This is a genomic window from Kosakonia sp. Marseille-Q7440 (assembly GCF_965119485.1).
In genome coordinates, this window is sequence record NZ_CBCPLT010000001.1 from 438,757 (window position 1) to 451,103 (window position 12,347).

A 12,347-nucleotide genomic window follows, 5' to 3' on the forward strand; every position below is an offset into this window, starting at 1 on the left:
GGCGAGCCCGCTCCGGCACAGGGTTGAGATTAGTGGTGCGAAGAGGTTTTGACGCCGCCTTCCGGCACCGGCACATACGGCGTCTCTTTATCGGTACGCGTGGTGTTATTGCGTACCTGGAGCCACGTTTTGATGCCGTAGAAGATGATGCTGTAAACCACCACGAGGAACAGAATGCTTAACCCGGCGTTGGTGTAGTTGTTCACCACGATATGGTTCATGTTGGCAATCTGCTCTGCGCTCAGTTCGCTGCCGCCCGCGGCAATCTTCGCTTTGTACTGGTTAGCCATGTAGAGGAAGCCTTCCAGTTGCGGGTTGCTGCTAAAGAGTTTCAGGCCGAGCGCCCAGGTGGTGCAGATCAGCAGCCAGGTGGCCGGAACGACCGTTACCCAAATGTATTTGGTGCGCTGCATCTTCACCAGGATCACGGTGCCGAGCAGCAGGGCCACGGCGGCCAGCATCTGGTTAGAGATACCGAACAGCGGCCACAGGCTCTTCACGCCGCCTAACGGATCGACCACGCCCTGATAGAGCAGGTAACCCCACAGACCAACGCAACCGGCAGTACCCACTACACCGGCGACCAGCGAGTCGGTTTTCTTCAGGAACGGCACGAAGTTACCCAGCAGATCCTGCAGCATAAAGCGGCCTGCGCGGGTGCCCGCATCCAGCGCGGTCAGAATAAACAGCGCTTCAAACAGAATGCCGAAGTGATACCAGAAACCCATATCCGCCATCGGGATGATTTTGTGGAACACGTGGGCGATACCGACGGCCAGCGTTGGCGCGCCGCCCGCACGGTTGAGCACGGAGGGTTCACCGATATCTTTCGCGGTTTGCAGGATCTGCTCTGGCGAAATCACAAAGCCCCAGGAGCTGACCGTCGCCGCGGCGTGCGCAGTGACATCCTGCAACTGCGCCATGATCATCGGCGCATGCTCCGTGCCCAGCTCATGCAGGTTTGGCATGGTGATGCCAAGGCCCGCAGGCGGCGTGTTCATGGCGAAATAGAGGCCCGGTTCGATAATGGAGGCTGCCACCAGCGCCATCACCGCCACAAAGGACTCCATCAGCATCGCGCCATAACCGATAAAGCGCGCGTCGGTCTCATTGGCCAGCAGTTTCGGCGTGGTACCGGAGGCGATCAGCGCATGGAAGCCGGAGACCGCGCCGCAGGCGATGGTAATAAACAGGAACGGGAAGAGCGCGCCTTTCCACAGCGGGCCGGTGCCGTCGATATACTGCGTTACCGCAGGCATCTTCAGTTCCGGGTTGAGGATCACAATCCCCAGCGCCAGGCCGACGATAACGCCGATTTTCAGGAACGTTGCCAGGTAGTCGCGCGGGGCGAGGATCAGCCACACCGGCAGCAGGGCAGAGATAAAGGCATAGCCAATCAGCGCAAAGGTGATGGTGGTATCTTTAAAGGTCAGCGCCGGGCCCCAGTAAGGGTCTTGCGAAATCACGCCGCCCATCCAGATCGACGCTACCAGCAGCACAATGCCGATCACCGACACTTCGCCGACGCGGCCCGGGCGCAGGAAGCGCATATAGATGCCCATAAACAGCGCAATCGGCACCGTTGAGCAGACGGTAAAGACGCCCCACGGGCTCTCTGCCAGCGCTTTCACCACGATCAGCGCCAGCACCGCCAGGATGATAATCATGATCAGGAAGCAGCCGAAGAGGGCAATGGTGCCCGGTACGCGGCCCATCTCCTCTTTCACCATCTCGCCCAGCGACGCGCCGTTACGCCGTGACGAGATAAACAGCACCATAAAGTCCTGCACCGCTCCCGCCAGAACTACGCCTGCCAGCAGCCAGAGCGTGCCGGGCAGATAGCCCATCTGCGCAGCAAGCACCGGGCCAACCAGCGGACCGGCCCCGGCGATAGCGGCAAAGTGGTGACCAAACAGCACGTAGCGGTTGGTTGGTACGTAGTTAAGACCGTCGTTATTAATCACCGCAGGTGTGGCGCGGGTTGGATCGAGTTTCATCACCTTCTGGGCGATGTAGAGGCTGTAGTAACGATAAGCAACAAGATAAACAGAGACGGAGGCGACCACGATCCACAGGGCGCTGACATGCTCACCCCTGCGTAACGCGACGACCGACAGACAAAAAGCACCGATGACCCCAAGGATGACCCACGGAACGTGCTTAAAGAGTTTTTTTGTATCCATAGCAGACCTGGTTTTTATCAGAAATAGGGAAGAGACGTGTGTGGTGTTAAACAGGACAAATGCTGCCCGCCATGATGGCAAATCACGCGCGCGAAAGGGGGCGATTTTGCCGAGCGGTTATATAAGCGCGGTGAGCGGTATCGAAGTGGGTCTAAGAGGTTTTACACTGCAACTATTCCGAAAAATTATGTGAGCAAGATCACGTAAGATCGCCACAGTTTAGCCAACGTAACAAGCTGATGGCGCTAATAATATCCCTACAAAATAGTGCATTTAGCCATAAAGTTTTTCCCCGCCAGGCCGAAAATCTACTTACTATCTATAAGGAAAGAGAATGATATGTTAACGCGCATCAAAATCGTGACCAGCTTGTTACTGGTACTCGGATTATTTGGCCTTTTACAACTCACCTCCGGCGGATTGTTCTTTAATTCGCTAAAGCAAGACAAAGAAAACTTCACCGTCCTTCAAACCATTCGTCAGCAACAATCCACGCTTAACGGCAGCTGGGTTGCGCTGCTGCAAACCCGTAATACCCTGAACCGCGCGGGTATCCGCTACATGATGGATCAGAACAATATCGGCAGCGGCGCGACCGTTCCGGAACTGATGCAGATTGCCAGCACCTCGTTGAAACAGGCGGAAGTGAACTGGAATGCCTACCAGGCATTGCCGCGCGATCCGCGTCAGAGCGAAGAGGCGGCGGCGGAGATCAAGCGTAATTACGATATCTACCACAACGCGCTGGCGGATCTGATCCAGTTACTTGGCGCAGGCAAGATCAACGAGTTCTTCGATCAGCCGACGCAAAGCTACCAGGATGGCTTCGAGAAGCAGTATGTCTCCTACTTACAGCAGAACGATCGTCTGTATGACGCCGCCGTGGCTGACAGTGAGAGCTCCTACGGTTCTGCCATCTGGATCATTATCAGCGTGCTGCTGGTGGTGCTGCTGGTGATCATCGCCGTGTGGGTCGGTATCAAACGTGCGCTGATCGCACCGCTGAACCACCTGATCGACAACATTCGCCATATCGCCGGTGGCGATCTGGGCCAGCGCATTGAAGTGCAGGGCTCCAACGAAATGGGCGTGCTGGCTGACAGCCTGCGTCACATGCAGGGCGAACTGGTGCGCACCGTCAGCGATGTGCGTAATGGCGCTAACGCGATTTACAGCGGTGCCAGCGAAATCTCCGTGGGTAACAACGATCTCTCTTCACGTACTGAACAGCAGGCCGCTTCTCTGGAAGAGACCGCTGCCAGCATGGAAGAGCTGACTGCGACGGTGAAACAGAACGCCGAAAACGCCCGTCAGGCGAGCAATCTCGCGCTGAGCGCGTCGGAAACGGCGCAGAAAGGCGGCAAAGTGGTGGATAACGTGGTGCAGACCATGCGTGATATCACCGCCAGTTCGCAGAAAATCGCTGACATTATTAGCGTGATTGATGGGATTGCCTTCCAGACCAACATCCTGGCGCTCAACGCGGCGGTGGAAGCGGCGCGTGCCGGTGAACAGGGCCGTGGTTTTGCCGTGGTTGCCGGTGAAGTGCGTAACCTTGCCCAGCGCAGTGCCCAGGCAGCGCGTGAGATTAAGAGCCTGATTGAAGACTCTGTTGGACGCGTTGAAGTGGGTTCCACGCTGGTAGAGAGTGCCGGTGAAACGATGGATGAGATCGTTAACGCCGTTACACGCGTGACCGATATCATGGGCGAAATCGCCTCTGCTTCTGATGAGCAGAGCCGCGGTATCGACCAGGTTGGCCTTGCCGTTGCCGAGATGGATCGCGTGACACAGCAGAACGCCTCGCTGGTGGAAGAGTCTGCCGCGGCGGCGGCCGCGCTGGAAGAGCAGGCCAGCCGTCTGACCGAAGCGGTTGCCGTGTTCCGCCTGATGAACGAGCAGCGTGCTGCTGCGAAAACATCCGGTGGTAACAAAGCCGCGCCGGCGGTACTGCCGCGTAAAGCGGTAGCGACCACCTCTGGCGAAAACTGGGAAACCTTCTGATTTCCCGCTGCGCCCTGCTCTGCAGGGCGCGCTTTTACCCTTCGCGTTTCACCACTTTTATCTCTACCAGACCAATCCCCAGCTGACGCGGCGCATGACCGAGGATATTCCCTTCGTTGGTCGACTGCGGATCCGGCGGCACAATTACCAGCTTGTTACTGCCTGCGCTATTGGTGAAATGGAGCGTGGTGGTGCTCACCTCATGACTTAGCGTCAGCATCTGCTCTTCATTGCCGACACGTACCGGAATCGGACGATTGGCATTATCACCAAAGGCTTTCGCGGTGATCACCAGATCGAACTGCGCCGGTAGCGGCTGCTGGTACTCGATAGCTACCTCTTTGCCGAGCTGCGCATTTGACCAGCGCCCCCAGCTTTCCGGGCGGGAGATGCCGTTAAACTGTTTCACCTCTTCCGGCGCGCCCGCGACATTAAAGATAAAGCTGTCCGCTTTGTAGCGAATGTCATTATCAAGGATCTTCAGCGTCTCGACGCTCTTCTGATAGCGATCGGTATCGATAACCGACTGTTTAAACGCCGTTTTACCCTGCCACTGCGGTTTATCGACGCGCTGCACCTGCTGTTCACCGCCCAGTTGACCCTGCGAGACGCACCAGTCGGTTGAAAGGGCGAGTTCAGGTGCCCAGAGCCGCGCCATTTTGTAGCAGCGATCGACCCAGACAAAGTTGTCGCGCGGCGCGAAATCCGCCAGCTGGAAACGCAGCGGCGCGGAGTATTCACTCTCCGGCAGCGGCTCGATTTTCTCCGACACGCGCACCAGCAGCGGCAGGCGGAACTGGCTGCCGGAGAAGGTGATGGTCTCTTTTTCGCCATCGACGGTGAAATCTTTCATCTCTTTGGGGAAGTTCCACAGGCGGATGATATCCGGCTTCCATGCAAGCACCTTCTGCTTCATGTTGAGGAAGACGCCGGAGAGCGACTGACCGGAGAGGCTGCTGCGACCGAGGCCGAGGAAGTTGTCGCCGCCGAGAATATCGAGCACGGTCGCGCCATTATCCAGCGTGCTGCGCTTAATGCCGGAGAGATCCTGCTGCGGCTGGTCGCCGCGCAGGACGAAGAAGAGATTGCTGCGATCCTGCTTGTTCAGGTACTTCCAGGCGCTGTTGTTCATCGCAAGATGATCGGACGAGACCACAATGACCGTATCTTTAAACCACGGCGACGCTTTGATGCGGTTAATCAACCTGGCGATATTCTGCTGGCTGCAGGTCACCGCGCTGAATGACTGGTTCACTTTATCGTCATAACGGTAGCTTTTGCGCTCGCAACTGCGGGAGATAAAGCCGTCCGGGTGGTGGGTGTCCACCGTCAGCGCAAACAGAGAGAAGCGCTTACCGGCGCGGGAGAGAGATTCATACTGCTGCCAGACGGTGTCGAGCACCGTATCGTCGTAAAAGCCCCAGTCATTGCGGTAACCGGGATCGGCGACCTGGTTTTTCAGCTCCTCGGCACCAATCAGATGGTCAAAACCGTGGGATTTGAGGAACACATCTTTACCGGCAAAACGCAGGTTCGCCCCTTGTAAAAAGTGGTTCTCATACCCGGAGTTTTTCAGGATATCGCCGAGGCAGAGGTTTTGCGGAAAGAAGCTGGAGACTGAGGCGGAGGCGTTGCCTTCGAACGGCGCGAAGAGCGGAATGCCGCACTGGGAAGAGACCATGCCTGCGATGGTGTAATCGGTGCCGGGAAGTTGTTCGGTATGGCTGAAATCGAGGCTTTCGGCTTTCAGCGCGCCAAGCTCCGGCGTCAATCCGGGAAAAGCATCCTCATTAAAGTAGGTGCGCTCCAGACTTTCGCCGTAGATATAGACCAGGTTCAGCTGGGGGTTGGGGATCTGTTTTGCCGGCACTTTGTACCAGGCGGCAAAATCGGGATCGCTTTCGCGGGTTTGCGATTTTACTAACTCAGTTATCTGCCGAAACGCCGGGCTGGCATCCACCGATCCTAAGGCCAGCGCCAGCGCCAGCAGGCTGTAACCGAAATGGTGGGGCATATGGCGGCGACGGCGCAGCACCCAGCCGAGCGCGCAAAACAGAGCGACCAGTGCCAGCACTAAGCCTGCACCGGGCAGCAGATATTTGCCGACACCCGCGCCGGTCAGACTGTTGGTGAGGGTATAAATTACCGCATCGTTAATACCGTCGCCGGTAAAGTAGTTGCTGGCATAAAGGGTGATGTTTAATAGAACAAACAGGCCTAATACGAGAAGCGTGGCGCTAAACCACCACTTATTGCGGCCCGCTTTCGTAGCATAAATCGCCACCGAGGCGATAAACAGGGCAAGGGAGAGCAATCCGGACAACCGTTATTCCTCAAAAGTGCCAGAGATATTACTGGTCATGAATATTTGTAACAGGAAGCATAATTTAATGACGATGTCACACACCTGCAATTGTAGTGTCATCTTATCGGCGGTTTATTCAGAATTGGTTTAGAAAGCGGGAAAGGTGATCGCTATCGCACAGCAAGAAAAGGAGGAAAACGCCGCGTTGGAGGTAACACGGCGTTGAAGCGGCTGATTCTAGTACTCTTTACCGGTGACGCGGCTGCGGTAGCTGTCCCAGTTGAAGATGACCCACAAACTGTTGCCGAGGCGCATGCGATCCATCACGCGTTCGCCGAGCAGCTTATTCATCTCATCCATATTGCTGTTGGTTAGCATGCCGGTCGGGCGCTTAGAGGAGGAGCGGCGATCGACAATCTGATTGATGATCACTTTTTCGTAGCGCGACTCGGTCTGCATACCAATTTCGTCGATCACCAGCAGATCGACGCTGCTTAAATCGTTCAGCAGCTGCTCTTCGCTGCTTTCGCGGTTGCCGAAGGTCTCTTTCATTGCCGACATGATATCCGCCACGGTGATAATCAGCACCGATTTACCGCGCAGCAGCAGTTCGTTGCAGATGGCGGCGGCAAGATGATTTTTGCCGGTGCCCGGCTTGCCGGAGAAGATAAAGCTGGCAATGTTGCCATCAAACTCTTCGACATACTGCCGCGCCTGGCTGAGGGCGCGCATCTGTCCTTCCGTCTCGACGCGATAATTATCAAAAGAGCAGTTTTGATGCAGAGGACGGATGCCGGAACGGTTAAAGGTGCGCTGCATCTTCATGGCGCGGTTTTCACGCTCCAGCGCCGCGGAACGCAGTTCGCCCTGCTGCTTTTGCCAGGCCATCAACTCTTCGCTGTTTTTGAACGCCGGTTCGACGTGAGCCGGGATCATCTTTTGCAGCCGCTTCATCAATTCGCCAACGTTTTTCATCGCTAACCTCGAAAGCCAGGTGGAATGTGGTTGTCCGGTTCAGAGAGCGTGTTGATATCGCGCTTCGCCGCGCCGCTCTGGCTGCTGCGCCCGATTTGCAGGCTGCGCGCCAGCTTCTGCTGCCACTGCACGTGGTGGAAGACTTTGCCTTCCGCCTGCCAGTAAGCGACGAATGACGCCAGCTCTTCCGGCGTGGCTGGCTGGGAGAGGGCGATGCCCCACAGCGCGGCCAGGCGCTGAAAATCGGCGTCTGGCTGCCAGCCCGGATACATAGCGAATTTTCCCATCGGCACGCTTACCGGCGTGGCGGTGGGCTCTTCATAGAATTGCGCATCAAGCGACACGTCGCTTGGCGGGCGCGAAAGCTGCGCTTCCAGCGCCAGTAGCTGTTCAAGGCGTTCGGCGGTGAGCGCGTAAAACGCGGGGCTGTTATTTGCAAATACGGCGACGGTACCGCCTTCCGCGCGCGCCAGTATCGCGGCGTTATCGCGCATAAATTCATCAATGCCGATAACATTCGACGTCAGGATTCTGGAAGACATAACACGTTCTCAAACAGGGTAACGACAGAAAGAGTGGCGGGCACAGTGCAGGCCGCCGACAGAAAGGCACATAGTAACACAGCGCGCGGAAAGGGGATCACAGCACGAAAAAAGCCGGGTTGCCCCGGCTTTGTCATTTCCCAAACGTGCTGGCTAAAAAACGCGTTACGCGATGATGTTCAGCGTAACGTCGATGTTGCCACGGGTGGCATTGGAGTAAGGGCAGACGATGTGTGCGGCGTCGACCAGTTTTTTGGCTTCGTCTGCATCCATCCCCGGCAGGTGAATGTTCAGTTTGGCTTCAATACCAAAACCGGTCGGCAACGAGCCGATACCCACTTCACCTTCGATAAAGGCCTCTTTCGGCATGCTGATTTTGTCGCGGCCAGCCACGAACTTCATCGCGCCGAGGAAGCAGGCAGAGTAGCCAGCGGCAAACAGCTGCTCCGGGTTGGTCACTTCACCGCCTGCGCCGCCCATCTCTTTCGGCACACCCAGTTTGACGTCGAGAACGCCGTCAGAAGAGGTTGCGCGGCCGTCACGGCCTCCGGTTGCTTTGGCTTTGGCAGTGTAAACAACTTTTTCTAAAGACATGACAGGTTCCTTATTATCTTGAGTGTTTGCTATAAAATAGCGTGCGATTTATATATCAGCATAAATACCCGAAAGGGAATTTATGCCTGGTGAAACTGTTGGCGAAACTGCTCCAGCTGCTTTTTGACATCGCGCAGCGTTGCATCATCGCAGGCCACCGCGCAGCGTATCGCTTCGGGGATGGCTTTTGCCTGCTGCTGTAACTCACGGCCGCTTTCGCTCAGGGTGATAACCACCTGGCGTTCATCATGCCGTGAACGCTGGCGATCAATCAGCCCGGCGCTTTGCAGACGTTTTAACAGCGGCGTCAGCGTGGCAGAGTCGAGGAACAGACGCTCGCCAATCTCCGACACCGTAAGATCGTCCTTCTCCCACAGCACCAGCATGACCAGATACTGCGGATAGGTCAGGTTCATCGGCGTTAACAACTGCCGATAAAGCTTATGCAGCGCCAGGTTTGTTGAGTAGAGCGCAAAACAAAACTGGTTATCTAACGCGAGCTGCTCGTTCGCGGTGGAAGTTAAGTTTTTCTTCATGGTTTTAAATATAGGTAGCGCACGATTTAATTGCAAGTTATTTTTTAGGCAACTTAAACGCGCGGCCGTCTGCGGTAGATCCACAACCCCGGCAGGGATAAACCGATCGACAGCGCGCCAACGATCGAGCAGGCCTTCAGGAAGTTGGTCAACAGCAGGATCATTAATGCTTCACTGTAGCCGACGTGGCTAATTTTTACCGCCGAGATCATCGCCGTATAGGCTGAAATTCCCGGAAACATGGGAATGACCGCTGCCACAGTAAAGACCTTGGGGTGCGCCAGATACCATCGCGACCAGCGGATCCCAATGCAGCCTACCAGCATTGAGGCGACGAATGTCGACCATTCGATATTAAAACCCCAGTGCATCATGGCGAAACGCGATCCGTGACCGATAGCACCCAGCAGCGCGCACCAGCGCAGCGCGCGGTGAGGGACGTTAAACACCATCGCAAACCCGACCGCCGGAATGGCGGCCAGGAGCATATCTTGTGCCAGTGCGTAGAAGAACGACATTATATCCATCCGCGCAGCCCCCAGAGTGTCATCGCCATCACCACGCCGATACAGGTCGCGAGTGTTAACAGGCTGGCAATCGCCCAGCGCGCCAGCCCGGTATTAATATGCCCTTTAAACATGTCGGCCACAGAGTTAATCAGCGGAAAACCCGGCACCAACAGCAGCACGCTGGCGGCCATCGCCACCGTTGAGGAGTGCAGAAAAGCGGGCAGGGTGAGCAGCAGCCCGGAAACGGTGGTGGCGACAAAAGCGGTAATACAAAAGTTGATTTGCGGATGCATATGCCTTCCTGCCAGCAGCAGGCGGACATACATTGCGATGCTGCTGGCGCAAAAAGTGATAAACGCACCGTCCCAGCCGCCGCGATTGAGTTTGCAGAAACAGGCGCAGGAGAGCCCGACCATTAGCGTCACCAACCAGCGCGGATAGCGCAGCGGTTTTAGCTGGGCGAAGCGTTTCTCAACATCCTGAAGATCCAGCAGCTTATGCTCGGCGAGAATGACGATATGTTGCACCTCCGTCACCATATGCATATTGATGCCGCGATCGCTGCTTTTGCGCGTTGAGGTGAGACAGTGGCCCTCTTTAATGGTGGTTAACACAATGGCATTTGAGGAGATCAGGCTCTCGACGCTGTCCATACCGAGGGCTTTCCCCAGGCGCGTCGACAGCTCCTCCACCAGCGCGCTCTCTGCGCCATGCTGTAACAAAAAAAGGCCGCACTGAATACACAAGCGCGTAATGGTTCGCTGCGTTGAGTGGTCTGTTTGCATGCTTGCCCTGGTTATCTGGTCACACCGCTCGCAAAGGGGGAACGGAACACCTCTTTTTAGCACAAGAGCGGGTGAGGCTGGCGCTAACGCAGATCAAGAAGTGTGCAATAAATTCTGGTAATGAGTTCCCTTTAATTATTTGCCATATCAATAGACCTAAGAATATTATTACAAAGGCCATATAAATTACGGCGACATATTACGGATAATCCTGGTAAGCGTTAATATTCTTACTTTGCACGGGCGCTTAAATATTTATTAAGGTTATTGATCTTTTATTAACTATATACAATTTGATTGTATTCTTTTAATTATTTTATTTTTAATAAGGCACTAAGTATTTGAAGAGTCCTTGTGCTATGTTGTCACGCACGTTGGCAATATTATGATTTTAAATATTTATATTAAATAGCTAATCATAAACTCCAACAATTCTTATAACGGCTGGTTCGGAACATTATTGCTATTTACGCAATATTGGTACCGATTGAGTAAATACTCATTACGAGGATTGATAGAGAGCGCAAATGGAAGCGGAGGTTTTTATGCTATCACCAGGCGGCAATCACGGGATTATTATTAGCCAGGCTCCCGTACTTAGGGCCGGTATTGGCAGCATATTTGAGCATCATTTTCCTGAGTATCCGGTAACGCATTACGCCACGATAGAGGAGGTCACGCTGCCGCAATTAGCGGGTAGCGGCTTGGTTATCATTGATTTCTCCGGTGGGTTGCGGTCTGCGCAGCAGCGCTGTGAACACTACTACACCTTAATCTCGCAGTGCGATAAAACGCGCTGGCTCTTCTTTATTTCCCCAGAATTTTATCCTGATGCGGTGGACTTTTTAATCCAGCCGCAAACCATGCTGCTCGCCGATATTGAGCCGATCGAAAGTGTGGTTAATGCCCTACGCGGCGGAGATGAAAACGCTCCTAAAGTGAGTCCGACGCTACTTTCTGCGGTACGGCAGCACTGTGCAGAGTCGCCAGCGCCGCGAAAATTACTCACCTTTTCCGAACGGAAAGTGTTACGCCTTCTTGGAAAGGGGTGGGGAATAAACCAAATCGCCATGTTGCTCAAAAAAAGCAACAAAACCGTCAGCGCGCAGAAAAATAGCGCAATGCGACGTTTATCGCTGCGCAGTAATGCAGATTTGTACACGTGGATTAATAGCCATCAGGGTATGAAAGAGCTGAATTTAGGATCAGCATATGGAGACCATAATGAATGGAAAACATTAGCCAAGCGGGACATGTAGCCATCATTGAAAAATGCATGATGAGTCGGGAAGGGTTGCAGAGTTTATTCAGCGAGCCCGTTTTTGCAAACTACTCTTTTCATTTTTTTAAGGATCATATTGCCTTTCGGCAGGCATTAAAAAAGTCTGCCTATTTCTCGGTCATCTATTCGCTTTTTGGTCAGCGTAAAGAGCGGCGCGAATGCCTGATGTGTCTGCATCTGCTCTCGCTCTCCTGCCCGGGCGTTCAGCGCATTGTGCTGGCGGGAGATGACAGAGAAGCGCGGCTGGTGGGGCACCTCTCTCCGTCGCGCCTGCACGGCATTTTAAGTAAATCATCAGAACTGCCGATGCTGCTCGAACAACTCACCACGCTGCTTGGCGAAACCCGGCGGGTTAACGAAAACATGATTAATCATGGCTACGTCAGCCAGTTTCGTATGCTGAGCCCAACTGAAAGGGAGATTTTGCACTATATGACGCGGGGCTTTTCCATTGCAGAGATTGCCTCGCAGCTGGACCGCAATGTGAAAACCATCCGCGCGCACAAATTTAATGCCATGACAAAATTGGGCGTGACATCCGATGTCGGTTTACTTGATGCCGCGGATATTCTGACCTGGATTCCGCCCAGTACCCGGGCGGCATCAGAGCTGATGTAACGCTCGCCACATTG

General features: G+C 54.7%; 11 protein-coding genes. 3 read left to right on the forward strand and 8 right to left on the reverse strand.

Annotated elements, in window-relative coordinates; all coding sequences use genetic code 11:
- Positions 1 to 29 precede the first annotated feature (29 nt).
- On the reverse strand, positions 30 to 2,183 hold the full coding sequence (locus ACWPW2_RS01950) for a carbon starvation CstA family protein (protein ID WP_094419297.1): 2,154 nt from the start codon (positions 2,181 to 2,183) through the stop codon (positions 30 to 32).
- 339 nt (positions 2,184 to 2,522) lie between these two features.
- Here ACWPW2_RS01950 and tsr point away from each other — a divergent pair, with 339 nt between their 5' ends.
- Complete coding sequence (gene tsr / locus ACWPW2_RS01955; RefSeq protein ID WP_023480317.1) at positions 2,523 to 4,187, forward strand: methyl-accepting chemotaxis protein; 1,665 nt, start codon at positions 2,523 to 2,525, stop codon at positions 4,185 to 4,187.
- Positions 4,188 to 4,221: 34 nt separating this feature from the next.
- On the opposite strand, the gene opgB is transcribed toward tsr, so the two are convergent.
- The 7 genes from opgB to ACWPW2_RS01990 form a co-directional block, all read right to left on the reverse strand.
- A complete protein-coding gene (opgB, locus tag ACWPW2_RS01960; protein WP_454121464.1) occupies positions 4,222 to 6,510 on the reverse strand; it encodes a phosphatidylglycerol--membrane-oligosaccharide glycerophosphotransferase in 2,289 nt (762 codons plus the stop codon).
- Positions 6,511 to 6,729: 219 nt separating this feature from the next.
- Positions 6,730 to 7,467 (reverse strand): DNA replication protein DnaC, encoded by a 738-nt coding sequence (gene dnaC / locus ACWPW2_RS01965; protein WP_023480325.1) that lies wholly within the window; start codon positions 7,465 to 7,467, stop codon positions 6,730 to 6,732.
- Between the two features lie 2 nt (positions 7,468 to 7,469).
- Positions 7,470 to 8,009, reverse strand: a complete 540-nt coding sequence (gene dnaT / locus ACWPW2_RS01970) for a primosomal protein DnaT (protein WP_454121466.1) — start codon at positions 8,007 to 8,009, stop codon at positions 7,470 to 7,472.
- A gap of 165 nt (positions 8,010 to 8,174) precedes the next feature.
- A complete protein-coding gene (locus tag ACWPW2_RS01975; protein ID WP_454121467.1) occupies positions 8,175 to 8,603 on the reverse strand; it encodes an organic hydroperoxide resistance protein in 429 nt (142 codons plus the stop codon).
- Positions 8,604 to 8,683: 80 nt separating this feature from the next.
- Complete coding sequence (locus ACWPW2_RS01980) at positions 8,684 to 9,139, reverse strand: MarR family winged helix-turn-helix transcriptional regulator (RefSeq protein WP_454121469.1); 456 nt, start codon at positions 9,137 to 9,139, stop codon at positions 8,684 to 8,686.
- A 53-nt stretch (positions 9,140 to 9,192) separates the two neighbouring features.
- On the reverse strand, positions 9,193 to 9,666 hold the full coding sequence (locus ACWPW2_RS01985; RefSeq protein ID WP_034813370.1) for a threonine/serine exporter: 474 nt from the start codon (positions 9,664 to 9,666) through the stop codon (positions 9,193 to 9,195).
- Positions 9,657 to 10,433 (reverse strand): threonine/serine exporter family protein, encoded by a 777-nt coding sequence (locus ACWPW2_RS01990; protein ID WP_023480465.1) that lies wholly within the window; start codon positions 10,431 to 10,433, stop codon positions 9,657 to 9,659. Before ACWPW2_RS01990 ends, ACWPW2_RS01985 begins: the two co-directional genes overlap by 10 nt.
- Before the next feature lie 545 nt (positions 10,434 to 10,978).
- Here ACWPW2_RS01990 and ACWPW2_RS01995 point away from each other — a divergent pair.
- Positions 10,979 to 11,692: a LuxR C-terminal-related transcriptional regulator gene (locus ACWPW2_RS01995; RefSeq protein ID WP_124971593.1), complete on the forward strand. Its 714-nt coding sequence runs from the start codon at positions 10,979 to 10,981 to the stop codon at positions 11,690 to 11,692.
- Between the two features lie 20 nt (positions 11,693 to 11,712).
- The gene (bglJ, locus tag ACWPW2_RS02000) at positions 11,713 to 12,333 is read left to right on the forward strand and encodes a DNA-binding transcriptional activator BglJ (RefSeq protein ID WP_454123562.1); all 621 of its coding nucleotides are present in this window, start codon (positions 11,713 to 11,715) and stop codon (positions 12,331 to 12,333) included.
- Positions 12,334 to 12,347: the final 14 nt, after the last annotated feature.

Coding starts and splice junctions, on each gene's coding strand:
- ACWPW2_RS01950 (WP_094419297.1), bottom strand. CDS start 2,183: ATGGATACAAAAAAACTCTTTAAGCACGTTCCGTGGGTCATCCTTGGG.
- dnaC (WP_023480325.1), bottom strand. CDS start 7,467: ATGAAAAACGTTGGCGAATTGATGAAGCGGCTGCAAAAGATGATCCCG.
- dnaT (WP_454121466.1), bottom strand. CDS start 8,009: ATGTCTTCCAGAATCCTGACGTCGAATGTTATCGGCATTGATGAATTT.
- ACWPW2_RS01995 (WP_124971593.1), top strand. CDS start 10,979: ATGCTATCACCAGGCGGCAATCACGGGATTATTATTAGCCAGGCTCCC.
- ACWPW2_RS01975 (WP_454121467.1), bottom strand. CDS start 8,603: ATGTCTTTAGAAAAAGTTGTTTACACTGCCAAAGCCAAAGCAACCGGA.
- ACWPW2_RS01985 (WP_034813370.1), bottom strand. CDS start 9,666: ATGGATATAATGTCGTTCTTCTACGCACTGGCACAAGATATGCTCCTG.
- ACWPW2_RS01990 (WP_023480465.1), bottom strand. CDS start 10,433: ATGCAAACAGACCACTCAACGCAGCGAACCATTACGCGCTTGTGTATT.
- bglJ (WP_454123562.1), top strand. CDS start 11,713: ATGAGTCGGGAAGGGTTGCAGAGTTTATTCAGCGAGCCCGTTTTTGCA.
- tsr (WP_023480317.1), top strand. CDS start 2,523: ATGTTAACGCGCATCAAAATCGTGACCAGCTTGTTACTGGTACTCGGA.
- ACWPW2_RS01980 (WP_454121469.1), bottom strand. CDS start 9,139: ATGAAGAAAAACTTAACTTCCACCGCGAACGAGCAGCTCGCGTTAGAT.